Origin of the sequence: Roseofilum capinflatum BLCC-M114, assembly GCF_030068505.1 — a bacterium.
Classification (GTDB): Bacteria; Cyanobacteriota; Cyanobacteriia; order Cyanobacteriales; family Desertifilaceae; genus Roseofilum; species Roseofilum capinflatum.
This window is the reverse complement of record NZ_JAQOSO010000082.1, coordinates 107,664-129,639: the sequence shown is the minus strand read 5'-3', so window position 1 is coordinate 129,639 and position 21,976 is coordinate 107,664. Positions and strand designations below refer to the sequence as shown.

General features: G+C 39.7%; 19 protein-coding genes and 1 pseudogene. 15 read left to right on the top strand and 5 right to left on the bottom strand.

The window, feature by feature from the left end; translation table 11 throughout:
- Window positions 1-23: 23 nt before the first annotated feature.
- The 4 genes from PMG25_RS15070 to PMG25_RS15055 form a co-directional block, all read right to left on the bottom strand.
- Window positions 24-746, bottom strand: coding sequence for a lysophospholipid acyltransferase family protein (locus PMG25_RS15070; RefSeq protein ID WP_283767722.1), 723 nt, complete (start codon window positions 744-746; stop codon window positions 24-26).
- Between the two features lie 121 nt (window positions 747-867).
- Window positions 868-2,013, bottom strand: coding sequence for a DUF819 family protein (locus tag PMG25_RS15065; protein ID WP_283767721.1), 1,146 nt, complete (start codon window positions 2,011-2,013; stop codon window positions 868-870).
- Window positions 2,014-2,025: 12 nt separating this feature from the next.
- Window positions 2,026-3,078, bottom strand: a complete 1,053-nt coding sequence (locus PMG25_RS15060) for an N-acetyltransferase DgcN family protein (RefSeq protein ID WP_283767720.1) — start codon at window positions 3,076-3,078, stop codon at window positions 2,026-2,028.
- A complete protein-coding gene (locus PMG25_RS15055) occupies window positions 3,068-4,123 on the bottom strand; it encodes a dipeptide epimerase (RefSeq protein ID WP_283767719.1) in 1,056 nt (351 codons plus the stop codon). The genes PMG25_RS15060 and PMG25_RS15055 overlap by 11 nt, the downstream gene beginning before the upstream one ends.
- 133 nt (window positions 4,124-4,256) lie before the next feature.
- On the opposite strand from PMG25_RS15055, the gene PMG25_RS15050 reads away from it, so the two are divergent.
- The 5 genes from PMG25_RS15050 to PMG25_RS15030 all read left to right on the top strand — a co-directional run bounded on the left by PMG25_RS15050 (window position 4,257) and on the right by PMG25_RS15030 (window position 10,087).
- Entirely contained in the window at window positions 4,257-5,504 is a 1,248-nt protein-coding gene (locus tag PMG25_RS15050) for a glycosyltransferase family 61 protein (protein ID WP_283767718.1), read from the top strand.
- Window positions 5,505-5,790: 286 nt separating this feature from the next.
- Window positions 5,791-6,621 carry an ABC transporter permease gene (locus PMG25_RS15045; protein ID WP_283767717.1) on the top strand — a complete coding sequence of 277 codons (831 nt, stop codon included), beginning with the start codon at window positions 5,791-5,793 and terminating at the stop codon, window positions 6,619-6,621.
- A 20-nt stretch (window positions 6,622-6,641) separates the two neighbouring features.
- Window positions 6,642-7,913, top strand: a complete 1,272-nt coding sequence (locus PMG25_RS15040; RefSeq protein WP_283767716.1) for an ABC transporter ATP-binding protein — start codon at window positions 6,642-6,644, stop codon at window positions 7,911-7,913.
- A 181-nt stretch (window positions 7,914-8,094) separates the two neighbouring features.
- The gene (locus PMG25_RS15035; protein ID WP_283767715.1) at window positions 8,095-8,988 is read left to right on the top strand and encodes a class I SAM-dependent methyltransferase; all 894 of its coding nucleotides are present in this window, start codon (window positions 8,095-8,097) and stop codon (window positions 8,986-8,988) included.
- A 7-nt stretch (window positions 8,989-8,995) separates the two neighbouring features.
- Complete coding sequence (locus PMG25_RS15030; protein WP_283767714.1) at window positions 8,996-10,087, top strand: glycosyltransferase family 4 protein; 1,092 nt, start codon at window positions 8,996-8,998, stop codon at window positions 10,085-10,087.
- A 10-nt stretch (window positions 10,088-10,097) separates the two neighbouring features.
- Here the strand turns inward: PMG25_RS15030 and PMG25_RS15025 are convergent, their stop codons facing one another.
- A complete protein-coding gene (locus tag PMG25_RS15025) occupies window positions 10,098-10,931 on the bottom strand; it encodes a glycosyltransferase family A protein (protein WP_283767713.1) in 834 nt (277 codons plus the stop codon).
- Window positions 10,932-12,040: 1,109 nt separating this feature from the next.
- Here PMG25_RS15025 and PMG25_RS24495 point away from each other — a divergent pair.
- The 10 genes and pseudogenes from PMG25_RS24495 to PMG25_RS14975 form a co-directional block, all read left to right on the top strand.
- A pseudogene (locus PMG25_RS24495) lies at window positions 12,041-12,247 on the top strand (ABC transporter permease); the annotation flags it as partial.
- Between the two features lie 166 nt (window positions 12,248-12,413).
- Window positions 12,414-13,649, top strand: coding sequence for an ABC transporter ATP-binding protein (locus tag PMG25_RS15015; RefSeq protein WP_283767711.1), 1,236 nt, complete (start codon window positions 12,414-12,416; stop codon window positions 13,647-13,649).
- Between the two features lie 259 nt (window positions 13,650-13,908).
- Window positions 13,909-15,081: a glycosyltransferase family 61 protein gene (locus PMG25_RS15010; RefSeq protein WP_283767710.1), complete on the top strand. Its 1,173-nt coding sequence runs from the start codon at window positions 13,909-13,911 to the stop codon at window positions 15,079-15,081.
- 77 nt (window positions 15,082-15,158) lie between these two features.
- Window positions 15,159-16,094, top strand: a complete 936-nt coding sequence (locus PMG25_RS15005; RefSeq protein WP_283767709.1) for an FkbM family methyltransferase — start codon at window positions 15,159-15,161, stop codon at window positions 16,092-16,094.
- The gene (locus PMG25_RS15000) at window positions 16,091-16,981 is read left to right on the top strand and encodes a hypothetical protein (RefSeq protein ID WP_283767708.1); all 891 of its coding nucleotides are present in this window, start codon (window positions 16,091-16,093) and stop codon (window positions 16,979-16,981) included. Before PMG25_RS15005 ends, PMG25_RS15000 begins: the two co-directional genes overlap by 4 nt.
- 290 nt (window positions 16,982-17,271) lie before the next feature.
- Entirely contained in the window at window positions 17,272-18,378 is a 1,107-nt protein-coding gene (locus PMG25_RS14995; RefSeq protein ID WP_283767707.1) for a glycosyltransferase family 4 protein, read from the top strand.
- 2 nt (window positions 18,379-18,380) lie between these two features.
- Window positions 18,381-19,550 carry a glycosyltransferase family 4 protein gene (locus PMG25_RS14990; RefSeq protein ID WP_283767706.1) on the top strand — a complete coding sequence of 390 codons (1,170 nt, stop codon included), beginning with the start codon at window positions 18,381-18,383 and terminating at the stop codon, window positions 19,548-19,550.
- Between the two features lie 16 nt (window positions 19,551-19,566).
- Window positions 19,567-20,331 (top strand): FkbM family methyltransferase, encoded by a 765-nt coding sequence (locus PMG25_RS14985; RefSeq protein ID WP_283767705.1) that lies wholly within the window; start codon window positions 19,567-19,569, stop codon window positions 20,329-20,331.
- Entirely contained in the window at window positions 20,324-21,211 is an 888-nt protein-coding gene (locus PMG25_RS14980; protein ID WP_283767704.1) for a glycosyltransferase family 2 protein, read from the top strand. Before PMG25_RS14985 ends, PMG25_RS14980 begins: the two co-directional genes overlap by 8 nt.
- A 26-nt stretch (window positions 21,212-21,237) precedes the next feature.
- A complete protein-coding gene (locus PMG25_RS14975; RefSeq protein ID WP_283767703.1) occupies window positions 21,238-21,972 on the top strand; it encodes a class I SAM-dependent methyltransferase in 735 nt (244 codons plus the stop codon).
- Window positions 21,973-21,976 lie beyond the last annotated feature (4 nt).

Below are 21,976 nucleotides of genomic sequence, written 5' to 3'. Positions count from 1 at the left end.
ACGTATTTGATGATATTACCCTTCTAGTGCTGAAGCAGCGATAAGGCTTGGAAGAGGTCACTGGTGAGGTGTTGGGCATCGGTTTTTAGGTGTCCGGAGGAATAAGTAGAAACCTCTAGGGGCGTGCCGATGTTAATCTGGACGGAGCAACCTTGTTGGGGGAAGGCTTGGTCGTAATTGAGACTGATGGGTAGGATTTTGATGGGGGTTTGGGGGGAGTGGGTTTGAGCTTGGAGGGCTAGACGAGCTAAACCGGGTTTGAGGGGATGGACTTGGCGATCGCGATAAATATTGCCTTCGGGAAAAATCACTAAGGCTTCTCGATTCCCTAATAATTCTAATCCATGGCGTAGGGAGGAAATGGCTGGTTGTTGGGGATTAATGGCAAATCCCCCTAAGCGACGAATAAACCAGCCTTGAATGCCGCGCATTTCATTGGCAGACACCATAAACCGCAAATGTCGCCCGGTAATATCTTTTCCCAGAGCATAGGGAACCATCAAACAATCCCAGCGAGAGCGATGGGTAGGCGCAAGAATTACGGGTGAACCATCGGTGGGGAAATGTTCCGGCCCTTGTACTTCAATGGAGCGAAAATAGGAGGGTAAGACCAGATGTCGAGCAAAGGGGTAAACCAAGGGGGTTAACCAAGGAGAAATGGAGGATGCAGTTGGAGGGGTGGCGATCGCCTTTTCTTGTCCCTGTAGCGGTAACCTTAATTCCCATTTCGATAATTGAGCTAACATCAGAACGTCTCCTCTAACAATGCTTCTTAAGGTTTACTTTAATCAGCGTTTTAGGGAGGATTGGCACGGATGATGACAGTTTGTCTGTTGTCACTCTGGGGTAAGAGGGAATTGTGGAGTGTTAAGACAGTAAATTTCCCAAAATCAGGCTAATGGGGTTGGCGAGAATGGAGCCAACTGTGCCACAAATAATGGCGGGGATGATCAGGGTTTCCCAGCGTTGAGCAACTGCCATGGCAACTCCTAGGGTGGCGCTGCCGATACTGGCGTTGGAGGCGATGAGGATGTCAGCCCATTCAATATTAAGGAGTTTACCGGCAATCAGGATCACTGCTACGTGGGCGAGGAGAATAATCGCAGCAAATTGGAGGAGTAGGGGGTTGAGGGCTAGAAGTTCGGGGATACTGGTGCTGGCTCCGAGGGTGGAGAAGAAGAGGAGGATCAGGAGTGCGCCAAATTCTTCAATTCCGGCGAGGCGATCGCTAGTGGTAGAAAAAACTTGAGTGAGAATGATGACAATGATGGTGGTGAAGAAGAGTTCACTACCGGGTAAGCGGATGGCGGCGGCGATCGCGTAACCGAGGAGTGCCGAGATCGCGCTAACGGCGAGGGCAAGGGCTAAATCAAAGCGGGTGGGAGCGGTTTGTTTGAGGATGGTGGGGATGGGAGCGCTACCGAAGCGAATGCCCCAGTCTTCTTGATGGGGGCTAAAGAAACTGGGGATACCGGGAATAATGGAGATCAGGAGCCAAAAGAGGATAAAGAGGCTGGTGATGAGGCGATCGACGGTGTTGAGGGTTTCTAGGGAGATTGAGCCTTGAAAGTCGAGGGCAGAGGCAACATCGGCAGCGTTGATGGAATTACCGATATATTGAGCAACAAAAATAGCAGCGAGTTTTCCCCCTTCTGTTCCCAAGGGTAGGAGGATGAAGCCAAGAATTGCGCCTAAAATTGTGCCGCCGATGCCACAGGCTAAGAGGAGGAGGGTGGCTTTAGCATGGGTGGGCAGTTCCCGTAAGTCAATTTGGGAGAGAATCAGGGGAATGGCGAAGGTGATGCCGTAGGTGGCGATCGCTGGGTAGAGGGGGGCGCTACTGGGAATGAGTCCCAGATGGCTACAGAGACTCGCCAGACATAGAACCAGGAGGGCAGCTAGGGGGGGCGTTCCTCGGCGGGTTTGTTCTGTCCAATAGCTGAAGGCACAGAGACTCAGCAGGATAGCTCCTAGAATGAGATTGGCGTTAGGAACGATAAAGGTATCAATCATCCAGAGGTTGGGTTAGAGAACGGCATCTAGGAGGCGATTGGCATTATAGCGGATGGGGTCGGTGCAGGGAAGTCCGGTGAGATGTTGGATCTCGGAGATCGCGCCATCGGCTTCTTCTGGGGTACATTCGTAGGTGTTAAGGGCGATCGCCTTTACCCGTACCGGTTCAGTAGCGCCCGCTACACTCGTCACCCGCTCATACAGCTCAATCACCTCCGGAAGCGCTGGAATAGCCACCTGGGGAGCATGACGGATATGGGTTTGTCCCCAACGATGTACCAAAATCAAAGCCGTCGGTTGAGAGCCGCGAATCAAGGGTAAAGTAGCCGTAGAACCGGGATGGAGCAGCGACCCTTGACCCTCAATATGGAGAATATCAGCCTCCGGGCCATAGGCTAACACCTGCTGTTCGATCGCTCCCGCAGCAAAATCCACCCGTACCGCATCCAGAGGCACTCCCTTGCCGGAAATCATAATTCCCGCTTGTCCCGTGCCGATAAAATGGGACTTTAAGCCCCGCTTTTGGGAGGCTCGATGCAATTCTAAACTGGTGGACATTTTGCCAATAGACATATCTGTACCCACCGTCAGCACCCGAATATTGTTTAAATCTCGCGCTTTAGCCGTGCCAATAGTTAGATTGTTCGGTTCTTGGCGAATATCCCAAATGATTTGCCCCGGTTTCAGAAAAGATTGAAATTGGGGCGCGAGGGGGGTATGGAGTCCATTCACCACAGAAAGTCCCCCTTCCACTGCTTGCTGAATTTCCTTCACCCAAGGTTCGGGGAGAGCGCCACCGGATGGAGCGATACCGATCGCTAATACCTCTGGTTTATAGGTCAAGGCTTCGCTTATATTGGCAACAATGGGGATATTACGACTGATGCCGGTTAATGCTTCTAGCGATCGTCCCCCACTCTCTTCATCAATCAAAACCACCATATCCGCTTCACTGTAGCGAATCAGAGACAATCCCGTTTTGCCAGCCGTTCCCTGAAGTCCCCCATGGAGCAAAATCGCCACCCGACGGTTACGAGTGAGTAAATGGGAAAAATCAACCGTCATGTCGCGTTACTCCTAAACCAGGTTGAGTATTGAGGATTAGCCGAGAGTTTTCTAAGGTAGCTCCCCTAAAGGGATCATCGACTAAGTTCAGATGACTATCCAAGTCCAGATAATCCACCAAGGGGCCCAAATGAGCGGCGGCTGTATTGGACAAACTACTATCTGAGTAACACCCTAACATCACTTGTAAACCACAAGCGCGAGCCGTGTGAATCATGGCCATGGCTTCACTGAGTCCCCCAGCTTTCATCAGTTTGATGTTAATTCCGTGAATGCAATTCGCCAAGGGGGGAATATCAGCGCGGGTGTAGCAGCTTTCGTCCACGAAGATGGGTAATGGGGATTTGTCGTACAGTTGAGCTAAATCTTTTTCTTCCCCAGGAGGCAGAGGTTGTTCAATGTACTCAATCCCCCATTCTTTCAGGCTCTGGGCCATGGTAATGGCTTGATTTAAGTTCCATCCCCCATTCGCGTCCACATAGACCTTACAGCCTTCAGGAGCAACCTGTAAAAGGGCATGGAGCATGGCGCGATCGGCCTCTATCCCTTCTGGACTACCCAATTTGACCTTCAGATATTGCACAGGGGTTACCTCTAACCAATGGCGCAACCGTTCTTGAGCCGCTTCTGGCGTACTAATGCCGATGGTAACGGAGGTCGGCGGGGTTTTCTTATGGTCTAATCCCCACAGTTGCCACAGGGGAAGGTTAACCGATTTTCCCAACCAATCATACAACGCCATATCTAGAGCTGCTTGCACCGCAGAAGGCAGTACAGTACCAGATTTAGCTAGAGTCAGTTGGCACTTCTGCCGCTCTAGGGGACTGAAGGGTTGGAGAACCGGTGCAATTTGCTCCAAAGCTGCTACAATCTCTCCAGTTGTCTGGCTTTTGCCTCCCGTGGAAAAGGGCGTGGCTTCTCCCCATCCCGTGATTCCACGGTATTCCACGCTCACCCAGATATTAGTGTTATGGGTATTGCTCCCGCGACTAATTTTCAGGGCAAAGCGCTTATGGACAGTAAAAGGGGTAATCTGGATCTGCATCAGTGGGTACACTCAACTTTTTTTGAGGGTAATCTGGAAATGGAGATTTCACCACTGTATTTCACCACTGTATTTAAAGAGGGTTTGGAAACTTTTCCCAATTTTAATAAGTTAGAATGCTAGGGGAGGCAGAGTGAATTATAATTTGTTGTCAAAAACAACTCAGTCAATCAATAACCTTACTCGATTCATCTCTATAAAGCTAAATAATATCATAGCTAATCTTCTAAGAATATTGCCAGTTAGCTCAGAAATGTTAGGGCCTATTAAAGGTTTTTACCAATCAACATCAGACTTTATTTCTAGTCAATCTCCTAACTTAATTGGTGATGAATATAGGTATCAACCAGTTTACTTTGAGTCAGATCAAGAAATGAGGAAGCCAATTAGCTTAGATCAAGAGGAACATTGGGAATTCAAATCTTTCTACAATGATCCAATGCCAGAAACATTTGTTGCACATGTACCTAATGCTAGGGTATGGGGATACAGTGGAACAGTTATCGTGGCTGATGATAAGATATTAGCAGATGTTTCTCGAGAGTTTATTCCGAACTTAAAGTGTCATAGCAGTTGGAATAAGATGAAATTTCCATCGATTAGGAAATTAGAAGGTACAGCAGCCGTTTTATCAGCTACAGGTGGAGAAGGTTTTTATCACTTCCTTTTGGATGTTGTCCCACGCCTTAAGCTAATAGAGTGTGCCAAAATAAGCTATACTGAAATAGACTATTTTATAGTGAATAGCTATCAAAAAAAATTTCATCAAGAGATATTAGATAAGTTAGGAATTTGCAAAGAAAAAATCATTGAAAGTGAAACTAATCCTCATGTTAAAGTAGACCAACTAATTGTACCCTCACTGACAGGAAATATTATAACTAAGCCGTCTTGGGTTAGGGACTACCTTTCCCAGAAAATTTTGGGTGATATCGACTATAGCTTGTACGATCAAGTTGTCCGTAAAAATAACCGTATCTATATAAATCGCGAACAAGCAAACATCCGCAAGGTAAAAAATCAAGATCAAGTTCTCGAAGTTTTAGAAAATTTTAAGTTTGAGTTAGTCACCCTAGAGTTAATGTCAGTAACTGATCAAGCTTTACTTTTTAGTTCAGCAGATGTGGTTGTAGCTCCTCATGGTGCTGGCTTGAGCAATATAATATTTTGTCATCCAGGCACTAAGGTCATAGAAATTTTTTCTCCAAATTATGTTAAACCTTTCTATTGGAGTCTTGCAAATATTTCAAATCTCGAATACTATTACATAATGGGTGAAGGAGAAGCTCCAGAACCTTATGTAGACCCTAATAAAATCACAGAAGATATTATGGTAAATATAGAATCATTAATAAAAATATTGAAAATCGCACAAGTGTAACTCTAAAACTTAACTGTCGCAAGGAGGTGAATTCCCTCAGAATCCCCAAAAGTGACGAAAGAGGGGCGGTTTAGATATGTATCAGTGAGTACAAGCAACTTTTTTGAGATTAATCAATCTGGAAATGGAGATTTAACTAGTGTATAGTGTATATAGAGCTGTATATAGAGCAGACAGAATTACACAATTTAGGGATTTTGCCCCAGTTATGCTAGGGTCTACGGTTAATAGTTATTGATATCTTCACAGGTTAGCGTTTTCTTTTTCTAGAGTCATAGGCGATCATATGAGTTATTCCAGTCAAACGGAAATTGTAATAGAAGCCGGAAGGACGGAGCGGGAATATTGGAAAGACTTGTGGCGCTACCGAGAGTTATTCTACTTCTTGGCCTGGCGCGATATTCTGGTTCGGTACAAGCAAACGGCGATCGGGGTTTCCTGGGCATTAATTCGCCCCTTTCTAACCATGGTCGTGTTTACCATAGTCTTTGGTAAATTAGCCGGACTCCCTTCAGACGGAGCGCCTTACCCCATACTTGTATTTTCAGCTATGCTTCCCTGGCAATTCTTCGCCAGCGCCCTTTCTGAATGCAGTAATAGCCTCATTGGGAACGCCAATTTAATCTCCAAAATTTATTTTCCTCGCCTGATTGTCCCCACCAGTGCAGTTATTGTCAGCTTTGTCGATTTCTTGATTTCTGGAATAATTTTACTAGGACTCATGGCTTGGTACAACTTCATTCCTACCTGGAAAATTTTATTATTACCTTTCTTTATATTCATCGCCTTCGCTGCGGCGATGGGCGCAGGTTTGTGGTTAGCTTCTTTAAACGTTCAATACAGAGATTTTCGCTATGTAGTGCCCTTTCTTGTCCAATTCGGGTTATACATCTCTCCTGTAGGTTTTAGCAGTAACGTTGTGCCTGACCAATGGCGTTTAATCTATTCCTTAAACCCAATGGTGGGAGTCATCGACGGATTTCGCTGGGCTATCTTAGGAAATGCTCAACTTTACCTACCCGGCTTCGTATTGTCCGTAATTCTAGTAGGATATCTGTGTATAGGCGGTGTCTGGTATTTCCGCAAGATGGAACGTACTTTCGCTGATGTCATTTGATGAGGGAGGGATTTGCAAGCGTGTCTGAACCAATCATCCGAGTTGAAAACTTAGGTAAAAAATACTTGATCCGCCATCAGCAACAAGAACCCTATACTGCTCTGAGAGATGTAATTACCAACGGCGTTAAATCTTTGGGATGTACTCTAGTAAAAGGAGGAAGAAAAAAGCTGGAAAGCCCCTCAAGAGAAGAGTTCTGGGCTTTGAAAGATGTCTCGTTTGAGATTAATAGAGGCGATCGGGTTGGTATAATCGGTCGGAATGGTGCAGGAAAATCAACTTTACTAAAAATTTTAAGCCGTATCACTGAACCAACAACAGGTAGAATTAATATTAAAGGTAGAGTTGCCAGTTTATTAGAAGTTGGTACTGGCTTTCATCCAGAGCTTACGGGCAGAGAAAATATCTACCTCAATGGCGCAATTTTAGGGATGAGTAAGGTAGAGATTAAGAAAAAGTTTGATGAAATTGTAGCTTTTGCAGAAGTTGAAAAGTTTCTAGATACCCCAGTGAAGCGTTACTCATCTGGAATGTATGTCAGGTTAGCATTCTCAGTTGCTGCACATTTGGAACCAGAAATTCTAATTGTTGATGAAGTCCTTGCAGTCGGTGATTTGCAGTTCCAGGAGAAATGTTTAGGGAAAATGGAAGATGTTGGAAAAGATGGGCGAACGGTTTTATTTGTTAGTCATCAGATGGGTATGATTTCTCAGCTTTGTAGCAAAGCGTTAATACTTGAAAAGGGAAAAATATCGAAAGAAGGTAGTGTTGAAAAAATAATTTCTAGCTATATAAATAGTTTGACAGATAAAAAATCAAATACATACAAAGGTATTGAATTGAATTCAAACCGAACTAAAAGTATGTGGATATCAGAAATTGGGATATATAACACATCTGGCCAACCTATATCTGAAATCATGCATACTGAATCAATAACTGTAAAAGTTGAGTGTAAGATACAAGAATTTATTAAGGGAGTAATGATAGGAATTACAACCAAAGATGTGAGAGGCAGAAAAATTTTTACAACACAGAAGTTGTTAGATGATATTTTTAAAAACAATGACCCAACTCATCTAATAACAAGTTTTATAAAACTTCCAGGTAATCTACTTGCCCCAGGAATTTATTGTTTTACCATTGCATTACATATACCAAATGTACAATTTATAGATAAAGTAGATGATGTATGCTTATTCAAGATCAATGATTGTGGTAATGAACTCTCCATGTACGGAGATGTAGACTATGGGTGTGTGTTGGTAAATTGTCAATGGGAATTTCAATAGATTGAAACATTTGTAGTAAGAAGTGAAGAAGCAGACAATTAACTAGAGTAGCAATTTAATGCACTCTCTGCTATTCATCTAGATTATTTCCCGAATTAAGTAAATTTGGAAAAAGTCGGGAAAAATATCAAGCAAGTGATAATCATTATTGACAACGAATAACTGATAGAGGCTAAAGATTATGCGATTAAAGCAGCTAATAATTAATTGGTACCAACGGCGTTTAGATAACTATAATTCTAAGTTAGTTAGAGAATACATCAAAAATGGTCGTAAACCTTGGTCGCCCGGATATGGAGTTTTCAAATTGAACCTAATTCGGGAAGCTATAGCAGATCCACAAATTTTGTCAAAATTTCATAATAGTTTGCCTCTACCAGAAAAGTATGGTGAATTTATAGATGAGCGCATTGTTGAATATCCTTTGTTATTGTCAAGAATTGATCAATATCAAGGAAATATTTTAGATGCTGGTTCAACCTTAAATAATGAGTTGATAGTCAAACATGAAGCTTTGAAAAATAAGAAACTAACATTATTGACTTTAGCCCCGGAAGAAAATTGTTTTTGGCATCTAGGTATATCTTATGTATTTGCGGATATTAGAGAATTACCGTTTAAGAATAACTTATTTGATGCCGTTGTCTCCGTTTCAACTTTGGAGCATATTGGCATGGATAATACTCTATTATATAGTTCAGATCCTATATATAAACAAGATTCAAAATATGATTTTATCCAAGCAGTTAAAGAACTCAAAAGAGTTTTAAAACCTGGTGGAAAATGTCTTGTTACTGTCCCGTTTGGTCAATATCAACATGATGAATTTCAGCAACAGTTTAATTCAGATATGGTAGAGTCTATCAAGGATGCTTTTAATCCTACTTCATTGATTGAGCTATATTATAAATATGCTGACGGTGGTTGGAATATATCAACAAGAGAAAAATGTAAAAATTGTCAATACTTTAATATTCACAAAACTAAATATTTTGACAAGAATTCTTCACTAGATTATGATGAAGACTTTGCCGCAGCAGCCCGTGCAATTGTCACTTTAGAAATGATTAAGTAATTAAGAAATGAAGATTCTTTATGATGGTCAGGTTTATCGAATGCAAACCGCAGGTGGTATAAGTAGATATTTTAATAATTTGATTACAAGATTACCAGAAGATTTTAGTCCAACAATGACTAGTTGTGTGTCTAAGAAAAAAAATCTTCCAGTTCATCCAAATCTCAAAAATTGGTATTATCAAATATTTCGTCCTGGTCGGTTATCTTACTGGATTGAAAAACATTATTTTCGGGTAATTAATCAATTAGAAAAGTTTGATATAGCCCATCCTACTTATTACTCATTACTTACCAGAAAAGAAATTAAGGATTATGAATATCCTGTTGTTGTTACGGTATGGGATATGATTCATGAAATTTTCTTTGAGCAAATGGATTCTAGTGGTCAGTATGCCCAAGAAAAACAAAAAGCAGTTAAGGCTGCGGATGCCATTATATGTATTTCTGAAAATACAAAGAATGATTTACTTAATCGCTATTCTACAGATGAAAGTAAGGTAACAGTAACTTATTTGGCTTCCCAGATAGATGCTAGTCTTGCGTTTGGCTCTGAACCCGTACCTGAAAAACCGTATTATTTATATGTAGGGAGCCGTGCTTGCTATAAAAATTTTGATGGCTTGTTATCCGCATTCGCTAAAGCTGTCTCTGTCAAACCAGAGATTGTACTTTGTGTGGTTGGTTTACCTTTTGACAAAACAGAGGAAAAAAAGATAGCGGAGCTAAACCTGAGCCATCGCATCTATCATTATGGACAAGTGAGCGATTACCATCTGGCAAAACTCTACCGTTGCAGTATAGCCTTTGTATATCCGTCATTATACGAAGGTTTTGGTATTCCTCCTCTGGAGGCCATGTCCTGTGGAACCCCTGTCATAGCCTGCAACTGCTCTAGCATTCCTGAAGTTGTCGGGGATGCCGGATTGCTCTTTAATCCTAAAGAGATTGGTGAATTAGCGGATATGCTCATTATGCTGCTTGAGAGTCCTGGAGAACGCGATCGTCTGATTGAAAAAGGCCATCAAAGGACTAAAATTTTTAGTTGGGATAAAACCACAGCACAAACTATTGATGTTTATCGTTCAGTTAGCAAGTAATTAATGGCTATTATTGATCAGAAATTAACACTCTATTGGCAGTATCAACAAGGTTTTGCAGATGCCCATTAGCAATGTGTTCGCAGTAATCCCGGTAAAGCTGTTTGATATTAATCACTGATTGCTCTTTGATTTTATTACGGTTATATAAACTCATTCCTCCAACTTCAAAACCTCTAATAAATGGGCAAGCATAAAAGCCAACTTTGTACCCAGACAACCAAGCTCTTATACCTGCCTCATCATCATCAAATTGAAAAGGAGCATATTTTTGATTAATTCCACCAATTTTTAGAAATTCAGTTCTTCTCAGAAATGTTGGCGCTCTATTAACAGACATTGTAAACATGAATGGAATACCAGAGACTGGTTCTCTATAGCAAGGTTTGGAATAAATACGCAATTTATGCAAACCAGGACATTCAATTATATTTCCAATCTGTCTATACTCCTGTTCTTCGTAAGAATCATTAGGTTCAGCCATCATAGTATCTATACCATCTCGTCCTCCAAGCATAATCAAATCTGGATAAATTTCAAATAAAGTTAACGCATCTTCTATCCATTTATTATTATCTGGTAGCATATCATCATCTTGTAACAAACAAACAAATTCTCCTCGAGCCATACTTATAGCACGGTCATAAGTTCTAACCTCAAACAAATCATTACAACGTAATAAAAAATCATTGGGTCTATCTAGGTGTTTGAGCCAATCTTGATAAGATCCATCTATAGAGCCATCATCAATTACAATAATTTCTTCTGCCGTTGTTAATCGCAGAGATTTGATAATACTATCTATATTCTGCCTGTTGTTAAAAAACTGTACGATGATTGACAATTTGGGATGATTTGTGTAACAAGTGTGTTGTTTACAACCTCTCATCTGATTAATTTCTTTCTGTAAGATCGTTTTGTGTTTCGATTGTAATCGAGAAGTATAAATGCGAATTCTCGACTTCAACCATCTTTGATAAATCTGAGAAAAGAAGTTCTTCATTGCAGCTAATAAACCAAGACTGTAAGATAAAATGAATTACGAGTGATGATATTGGAGAGTTTGTTTGTCCAATAGCCAAAAGCACAGAGGGTGAACAGGATAGCTCCTAGAATATCCCTCTTCTATCACTTTCGGAAAAAGGGGGGTGAAACCCTGATTCTTTCGTTCGTGATCGCGGGCTGTAATGGCGGAAATTCGTCAGAATTTCCCAGTTTAACAGAAGAGAGATAAAATTGGCCTTGGGAACAATGAAGGATTAATCATCCAGATGTTGAGTTATGGAACGCCATCTAGGAGTCCATCAGTATTATAGCGGATGGAGTCGGTATAGGGAAGTCCGGTGAGGGTTTGGATCTGGGTGATCGCACGCACGATTGGCTTCAATCGGGACTGCCCAGTTTCACCTTTAGTATTTGGAGAATCGGTACAATTTGCTCCAAAGCTGCTACAATCACTCCAGTTGTCTGGCTTTTGCCTCCCATGGAAAAGGTAGGGCTTCTCCCACTCCCATGATGCCATCCATCATGCTTAACGCTCACCCAGAGATTAGTGTTGTGGGTATTTCTCCCGCGACTGATTGTCAGGGCAAAGCATTTATAAATGCAATACCTTCGCCAAAACCAAAAATGCCTTGATTCGTAGGTTGGGTTGAGGAACGAAACCCAACGAATGCGTTTGGTTTCACTTCGTTCAACCCAACCTACGGGAAAATGGCGAACGTATTGTAAATGGTAAAAGGGGTAATCCGGATCAGTATTAGAAGTTAAGATCAACTTTTTTTGAGGGTAATCTGGAAATGGAGGTTCCACCACTGTATACAGATGGCAAGCAGATGTAACCGGATTACACAGTTTGGAAATTTTCCTCAAGTTGTGCTAAGGTCTACGGTTAATAGTTATTGATATCTTCCCAGGTTAGCGTTTTCTTTTTCTAGAGTCATAGGCGATCATATGAGTTATTCCAGTCAAACGGAAATTGTAATAGAAGTCGGAAGGACAGAGCGGGAATATTGGAAAAACCTGTGGCGCTACCGCGAGTTATTCTACTTCTTGGCATGGCGAGATATCCTGGTTCGGTACAAGCAAACGGCGATCGGTGTTTCTTGGGCCTTAATTCGACCCTTTTTAACCATGGTTGTTTTTACTATAGTCTACGGATTTCGCTGGGCTATCTTAGGCAATGCTCAACTTTACCTACCTGGCTTCGTATTGTCCGTAATTTTAGTAGGATACCTGTGTATAGGCGGTGTCTGGTATTTCCGCAAGATGGAACGTAACTTTTGCTGATGTAATTTAATATTTAATAAAGGAGGGATTTACAAGCGTGTCTGAACCGATAATCCGAGTTGAGAACTTAGGTAAAAAATACTTAATTCGTCATCAGCAACAAGAACCCTATGCTGCTCTGAGAGATGTAATTACCAACGGCGTTAAATCTTTGGGACGTACTCTAGTAAAAGGAGGAGTTCAAAAGCTGGAAAGCCCCTCACGGGAGGATTTCTGGGCTTTGAAAGATGTCTCGTTTGAGATTAATAGAGGCGATCGAGTTGGTATAATTGGTCGGAATGGTGCAGGAAAATCAACTTTACTAAAAATTTTAAGCCGTATCACTGAACCAACAACAGGTAGAATTAATATTAAAGGTAGAGTTGCCAGTTTATTAGAAGTTGGTACTGGCTTTCATCCAGAGCTTACGGGCAGAGAAAATATCTACCTCAATGGCGCAATTTTAGGGATGAGTAAGGTAGAGATTAAGAAAAAGTTTGATGAAATTGTAGCTTTTGCAGAAGTTGAAAAGTTTCTAGATACCCCAGTGAAGCGTTACTCATCTGGAATGTATGTCAGGTTAGCATTCTCAGTTGCTGCACATTTGGAACCAGAAATTCTAATTGTTGATGAAGTCCTTGCAGTCGGTGATTTGCAGTTCCAGGAGAAATGTTTAGGGAAAATGGAAGATGTAGCTCAAAAAGAAGGCAGAACGGTAATATTTGTTAGTCATAATATGGCAGCAATTTCTGGGTTATGTACTAGTGCTTTACATTTAAGTTCTGGCCAAGTTATTGGGAAAGGTTCCGTCGGAAATAACATTGAACGATATATGATGCTTTATCAAGATAAAATGGAGATCAACGAAAATAACCGTGTTAAATTGGGCAAAAACTTATTTCTTAAACAATTAAGTTGTTCGCCTAATCCTGTCGTCAGTGGATCAGAATTAGAAATTAAGTTAGTATTTGAAGCAGTTGAACTGACTCAAATAGAAGAAGTTGCTGTACTTATCTACTCATGTTTAGGGACTAGGGTAGCAATTTTAGATCTTAGACAACCTGATACTAAATACATAGTATCAGAAATTAATCAAACAACTATTAAAATAAAATCGTTTTATTTAATCGAAGGAAGTTACCGAATGGGTTTATATATTCGTGCTGATGAAATATATAAAGATTTCTTAGATTTATTAACAATTAATGTTAGGGCTTGTGATATAAATAAGATAGTTCCTTATCCAAAAGAAGTTAGGGGATTTGTAAAGCTTGATTTTAAGATTGTTAAGTAAGTAAACAAAATAAATGTAATTTAATGCTACTATGATTAGAACTAAGAACAGTAGTTATCATAATCGTTCTTATGGTACTAAGATTAATGTCTCAACAATGGTCAGCTCAACTAGGTGGTAAAACAGATTAAATTTCAATGGTTATAGCTGAAGCCCGTCTATTCTTGGAGTGTTAAGTCCCCGTCTACGTAAAAAAACGATCGAATAACAAATGTTTCCAGTATTAATCAAACTAACTAAGTCTTACTTTTGGCGAACTTTGATTATCAAAGTCCTGAAATTATTGCCTGTCAGCTCTGAATTTTTGGGTTCTCCTAAAAGAGTGTATCAAACAACTTCAGATTGGGTAGAAAATTTGTCTAAATATTTGCAAAATAAACACTCCAAAAAAACACTAATATATAAAGCACTTTATCCACAGCATAGAATTTTTAGAAAGAGACCTATAGGATTAGATAATAATATTCATTGGGAATTTAGGAAAGAGTATCAATTCGATTCTCCAAAAACATTTTTTGTCTTAATTCCTGAAGGAAGATGCTACAGTTTTAGTGGCTCAGTGATCGCTCCAGACGATAGTCTCTTAGCCGATGTGTCTGTAGAATTTATCCCAAACTTAAAATGCCACTCAGCTTTAAATCAACTCAAGTTTCCACCATTAAGAAAAATCCCAGGAAAAGTTGCTGTGTTAACAGCTACGGCTGGTCATAACTACTATCATTTTATGTTTGATGTAGTGCCACGAATTCATATTCTCAACTGTGCAGGAGTGGATATAAGTGAGATTGATTATTTTTTAGTAAACACCTTTGAACAGTCTTATCATAAAGAAATGCTATTGATATTAGGAATTCCAGAGAGAAAACTTTTAGAGAGCTATAGGTATCCTCATATAAAAGCTGAAGAACTATTTGTACCGTCTTTAGTGGGAGTAACAGGTAATCCACCTTTATGGGCGTGTGAGTTTTTAAGAAAAGCGTTTTTGAACACAAGCAATGGGAACCGATCGATAAGTTCAAGGCGCATCTACATCAGTCGCGCTAAAGCTAGTTATCGCCAGGTGATTAATGAAGCAGAAGTGATTGAATTTATCAAAAAACTTGGCTTTGAGAGTTTAATTTTAGAAACAATGACCGTATCTGAACAAGTCAGAGTTTTTTCAGACGTTGAAATTGTTGTTAGTCCTCATGGTGCTGGATTGAGTAATATAGTATTTTGTCAAAGGGGATGCAAAATAATTGAATTGTACTCTCCGAATTACGTAAGAGTGTTTTTCTGGACACTGGCAAATCAGGTAGGATTAGAATACTACTACTTAATTGGTAAAGGTGAGAGGCCACCTGAATACCTCGATCCTGATCATGTAAGAGAAGATATTATGGTGGATCTAGAGAGTTTATCAAAGCTTTTGAGTATAGCAAATATAAACTAATAGCAGTCATAAATAGATCGAGATCTCGAATATTTAATAGCTCACTCGAATTTTGAGTAAAACAACAGGAGAAAAAAATGACTATTGGAAAAAAAGGACTATCTATATTGTATTGGATTTGTAGCCAATACCCCAAAGTGGGTAAATTGATTATTACAATTTGGGTCAAAATACACTTAGTGTTTGGGTGGTCGCCACATCCAGGATTGGTCTGGGTTGCAGACAGATTGAATTATCGCTTTCCTATCCAAACCAAATTATTCAATAATATGAGAATAAAAGTGGACTGGAATGATTTAGGAGTTGGCTTTAAAATTTATCACAATGGCGTATATGAGAAAAACACAGTACAGATAATTAGCCAACTGCTAAAACCTGGTGATATTTTTATGGATGCAGGTGCTCATTGTGGACAATATACTTTAATTGCCAGTAGATCTGTAGGTGAAACTGGTCAAGTCCATAGCTTTGAGCCAGATCCTGAAACATTTAAGTTACTTTCGAAAAGTGTTCAACTCAACAATCTTGCCAATGTTTATCTTAACCAACTTGCCTTGTCTAGTCAGGAGGGAATTAGACACTTGTATTTTGCATCAAGTCATTGTACTGGTGCTAGTTCTCTCTCAACCCCCTATACTTACTCAGATGTAAATTGTGAAGTAAAATGTACTACCATTGACTCCTATATCCATCAAAATAAAGTTGAAGAGGTTGATTTTTTAAAAATTGATATTGAGGGTCATGAAATCGATGCATTAAAGGGTGGTAATTTGCTGTTTTCCAGTAAAAATAGTCCAATAATAATTACAGAATTTAACGAGCAAACACAGAACTATTTTGGATCTACCTGCAAAGATTTAGCTGAATTTTTAATTAATAGGAAGTATGAACTTTATATTATTGGAGGGGAATCACCTTTAAATGTTTTAGCTATACCGTATGATAAAAAAACACTGATAAATGATTTGAATGATGAAAACAGTGTACTAAAACCATATTGTTTGGAAACATGAAAAAAGTAATTGTCACTTTAGCAATAGGTCAGTCTTATCTGGAACGCTGGTACAGACTATGCTATACCAATTGGCAAAGATATGCTGAGTTGCAGGGCTACGACCTAATATGTATTAATAGTCCCCTAGATAAATATTCACGTGGAAAGTCGCGCTCTCCTTGCTGGCAAAAATGTTTAATTCTGGGTGATAAAAGAGTCAAAAAGTACGATCGCGTAGTTTGGTTAGACTCAGATATTTTGATCAATCCCAATTCTCCCTGCATAGTAGAGGGGGTTCCAGAAGAAAAAGTAGGTGCGGTCGAAATGTTTTCTAGTCTAAGTGAGTATTTCCCAGGGAGTGAGCCTGGAAAAATAGAAATTCTACAAGATAGAGCCATAGAGTTCTGGGGCTGGAAAAATACTTTTCGATCGAGCCAAGAATTTTACGCCATCTCTGGACTACCAGATCAATTTGATAAGATGATTCAGAGTGGTGTCATGGTATTATCTCCTCAACATCACCAATCTATTTTAGAGGAAGCTTATTACCATCACGAAGATTCAGTAGAACATGGTGGCGAGATGCAACATCTGTCCTATGAAATTGTCAAAAATAATTGTGTACACTGGTTAGATTATAGATTCAATCGATTGTGGTCTGAATGCCTTCTCAAAGATTATCCCTTCCTCCTACCTGCTGAAGCTCCAGACAATAAAGTAATAAGGGCTTGGAAGCGTTTTACAAGAGGAACTTCTATTCTACCACCTAAGAAGATGGCAATAGTTTGTTTAGCAAGTGCATTTATTAATAACTATTTTCTTCATTTTGCTGGGACTTCTGAATATATGCCATGGCTAAATACCAAGATTTTGAGTTGGTCACAGCTCCGTAACTATAGATTGTAATAGATTGTGATTTAGAGCTAATTCCCGAAGTCGCTGAAAGTGCCTAACAGCAAGAGGTTCACTAAAATACTAAGTTGTTCCAATGAAGGCTAAAACCATTGATATATACAGCACTTTCCTCTGCTATGAGGTACAACATCAATCCAGCAGTTCCAGCGATGGCGGGCTGATCGCGTACTTCATGACAGCGCGAAGCGCTGTAAGGATTCCAGTCTTTTTAAGATTTCCTTTAGGAATCAGCTCTTAAAGTTAAATTATTGAACATAAAAACCAATGTTGTATTTTCTTCTATGAAGACAGTTTATATTACTCCTACATACTTTAGTAATAAATCCTTAATTGGTGGAGCAGAGCGATACGCCAGTACCCTAGCTTCCCTTATGGCCAATCAAGTAGATACAACGTTGGTTAGTTTCGGTTCACAGCGCCAAAGTTATCAGGAAGGAAACCTAAATATTGAAATCTTTCCGGTCAAAGCTCCTATCCACGGAAGTATGATGAATGCGATCAATCTTCGCTATATCAGTTCCTTACTCAATGCAACTGTTATTCATGTTCATCAGATTTATACTCTCGTTTCTGATATAAGTTGCTTGATCGGATATACTCTTGGTAAACGCGTTTTTGTCACCGATCATGGTGGAGGAGGTTCTCTAGTTATTAATCACAAGCTGCCGTTGTTCCGTTGTTATACAAACCTAGTCGCTCAATCTGAATATACCCTGGGGACTATCCCGGATCAATTGAGTCAAAAATCAGTTGTTATTAAAGGTGGGGTTGATACTAACTGGTTTTATCCCACATCTACAGTTGAGAAAGAAAAAAAGATCCTATTTGTTGGGCGAATGCTTCCTCATAAAGGGATTAACTATTTAATTGATGGATTTAAACTCTTGGGAGCCTCGGGTTATAAGCTGACTATCCTTGGTCAGGTAAAGGGCGATTATAGTCAAAGGTTTTACAATGATCTTAAAGAATTGGCGAAAGGTCTGTCAGTGGAATTTGTTCAGGATGCAGATGAGCAACGCTTACTGCATGAATATCGGAGTGCAACTGTAACAGTATTGCCCTCAGTGCATACTACGTGGTATGGTGACTATACTCCAATTCCGGAATTGATGGGATTTACGCTGTTGGAATCTCAAGCGTGTGGTACACCTGTTATATGTACGGATGCAGGAGCAATGCATGAGTTTGTGAATAATGGTAAAACTGGATTAATTGTGGATCAAAATTCTGGTCAGGCAATAGCAGAGGCTCTGCGGCACTTTATCCAATTATTGCCCCAGAATTATGAAGAATATCAAAACCACTGTTCAGAATGGATTGAAAATAACTTTAGTTGGTCGATAGTTGTCAAAAAACACTTAGAACTTTACCAAGGTCTTAGCAATTGACTATGAAGCAATCCCTGAGAATTTTAATGATACTTCACATGCCTTGGGATCGTAATCTGGGAGGACCGAGGGTACAGCTAGAGTTAGCTGATGAATTCCACAAAATGGGTCATCATGTGGCCAAGTTTGATATTAATGATGCGTTTCCTAATGGTCAATCTTCACGATGGTCTGAATTCACTCGTCCTAGTTTCTCAAGTAAAGCCAAAGATTTCATCCTAGCTAATGGTCATCGCTTTGATATTATTGATGCTCATCAAGGCAATTTACCCTTTACTAAAGAAGAATTAAACTTTAAGGGATTGCTTGTTGCGCGATCAGTGGGGTTATACGCTTTTTGTGAAGAATATGCTAGACTTGAACAACAGAAGTGGCCCCAGACAAAAAAAGGCAATCTCATTGCTAATACCCTGCGCTCTTGGCGACAAAAACAAGAAAGTCCTTACTACCTTCGCAGCTTAGAGACTTGTGACTTAATCAATCTTCCCAATGAAGACGAAAAAATTTATGTACAAGAACATTGGGGTCTCGGTGATAAATGTACCGTCTTTCCCTTTGGATTATCAGAAAAACGACAACAGTTATTTACTCAAGCAATCGAATCAACTAGCACGCGCCTAAATAATAAACAAGTAGCATTTATTGGATATTGGATGCAACGTAAAGGATCTAGAGATTGGGGAGAAATATTACAGCGTACAAAAACGAAAATACCAGATGTGAAATTTAAGTTTCTGGGAACAGGTTTGAGCGCTGAAGAGGTTTTGAAAGATCTTAACTTACCCCCTTCTGATTGGATAGAAGTTATTCCTAAGTATGATAGTGATGAACTGCCATCGCTTTTGTCTGGGGCTACAGTTGGTGCATTTCCCAGTTACATGGAGGGATTTGGATTTGCAGTGTTAGAAAAAATAGCTTGTGGTTTACCTACAGTCACTTATGATATTCCGGGGCCTCGTGAAATGCTTAAGTATGTAGATCCTTCTCTGATGGTTCCAGTAGGTGATGTTAATGCTTTTGTAGAAAATTTGGTTAGCATACTGACACTTGAGAGAGGTGATTACGAAAAATTGTCTCAACAATGCTTAGAAGTTACCAAAACATTTTCTTGGCCAAAAATTGCTGCCGACCAAATACAACTTTATTCTAAATACTGTACCCACTTAAATTAGAAATCAGGAGGATACTATGAGCGCTTCGATACTTCAAAGAATGAGGACAGCTTATGCGGTTAATCGATTGACTAGACGTTACTATAGAGCTAACCAAATCCCTTATAGTTGTGACTACTATGTTAATGGTGATAAAATCAATCTCTCAGGGCCAGATACTTTAGTAATGCTGATTGGTATAGTTCTCAATGATACCTACGGGTTGAAGCGGTTTCAGAATCTAGAGAATATCGTAGATATTGGAGCAAATATTGGTATTTTTTCCATCTATGCAGCCACCTTATTTCCAGAGGCAAAAATTCTTGCTTATGAACCTTGCAGTGAAACATTTTCTAACTTGAAGAAGAATGTGGGTTCTTTCAATATTCAAATCTATCCTTATGCTGTTGGTCAACACGCTGGTAAAGTAAATTTAAGTGTTGAAGGAGATTTAACCGCATGTTATGTTGCTAAGAATGATAGCAGTTCTTTTAGTTCATCTCAAGTATGTGATATGATCTCTTTTCAGGAGATCGTTGACCACATGAATGGCAAGATAGAACTCCTGAAACTTGATTGTGAAGGATCTGAATATGAAATCATTGAATCTCCTAGCTTTAACTGCGTCGAGAATGTTGTTGGAGAATTTCACACTTGCGAACAGGGTAATCCTGAGTATGGACTGGAGTTACTGAAAGAAAAGGGATTTACAATAGAACAATGGTTGAAATTTCCAGATGGTAAAGCTGGTGAATTTTGGGCTAGAAATCATCAAAATCAAAAGGAGACTAATTATGGATAGTCCTCAAGAAGTTACTATTAGTGTTGCTCTCGTGACTTGCAATCTTCCAGATTACTTAGATCGGTGCTTAGATAGTATTCGCTCTCAAAGTGTTCAGCCTTATGAAATCATTGTTTCGGATGATTCAAGTCCAGACATTGCACCAAAAAATGAAGTTATTGCTCTCAAATGGGACTGTCAGTATATTAAAGGGCCACGTCGAGGGTTACAAGCTAATTTAAATAATGCTGCTGTAGACTGTCGAGGTACTCATGTTCGGATTGTCAACGACGATCATATTTTTCCAGAAAATCACTTTGGAGTTATTTATGATACTGTTAAATCAGACCCGGAAAGCGTTTGGATTTTAGGTGAATATTATGAATATCCCAATCCCCACTCTCACTTACATCTCCCAGGGGAAGTTCAACCGCGAGGATTTCACAAACCCATTACTAATTTTGATGACTGTTTTGCGATCAGTGGCGGTTCAGCAATTATCCCCAGAAAGATTTTCGATACTCATCTTTTTTTAGAAGCCTTTGGATATGTTTGCGATTTAGAATTTGGCCCTAGATTAAAAGCATTAGGATATCGAATTCGCTATACCCCAAATACTTATGTAATCCATCTTCCCACAGATGACTCCAAGCGATCTGCTAGGTATGAATATTTGATTCATAAGGGTTCATTCCTTCTTGCTTATTTAACTTATGCTTGTTACTTAAAAGATAAAATCAAAGAAATCGAGTGCTTACTTTATTTCTTCTCTCGGTCTATATTAACGTCGATCAAAATTAAAGACTATCAGTTTGGAATCATGGATTTTGTTAACGTTTTAAATAAGGGGATAATGTACAAACAACTCTTTGAAGATGGCAGGTATTCTGAAATTATTTAGCTTTGATTAATGTGAGGTCAAATATTATGTCGTTCTCAAAAAATGTAAGAAAAGTTGTCAAGAATGTTGGAGATGCTTACTTTTGGCCAGCATCAAAACGAGAGTTCTATGAGTTGATATCACGATATCCCAGTGCTAGTACCAATGATATTATGCATATTATTAACTCTTATAAGGGTCAGGGATGGTATAAGCGACTATGCGTCTTTCAAGACGAACAAGAGTTAACTAACCTGATTGATTGGGCTAGGGATCGACAGCCGAAAATTGTGATGGAAATCGGTACTGCTCAAGGAGGGACTCTATTAGCTTGGTGCCGAATTGCTCAAGAGATGGTAATTTCTGTAGATTTAGAAGATGGAATTCATGGGGGTGGATATTTTCCACAAAAACAGCGTCTTTATAAAGAGTTGGTTGCAGGACGCGAAGGAGTTCAGGTTGAATTAATTCAAGATGATAGTCAAAAAGATGAGACCAGACAAAAAGTAGAAAGTATTCTTTCTGGTCGGAGAATTGATATTCTATTTATTGATGGAGATCATCGAATTGAAGGGGTAACTCGTGACTTTGAGTTATGGAGGTCTTTAGTTAAACCTGGAGGCCATATTCTTTTTCATGATATCCTTCCTCATAAAACGGTTAAAAGTTGTCAAGTGGATGTATTATGGAATCAACTCCGACAGCAATATCCCAGCCAAGAAATTGTTACTGACTATAATCAAGGCTGGGGAGGAATTGGAATTTTGACGTTACCTGAATAGTATG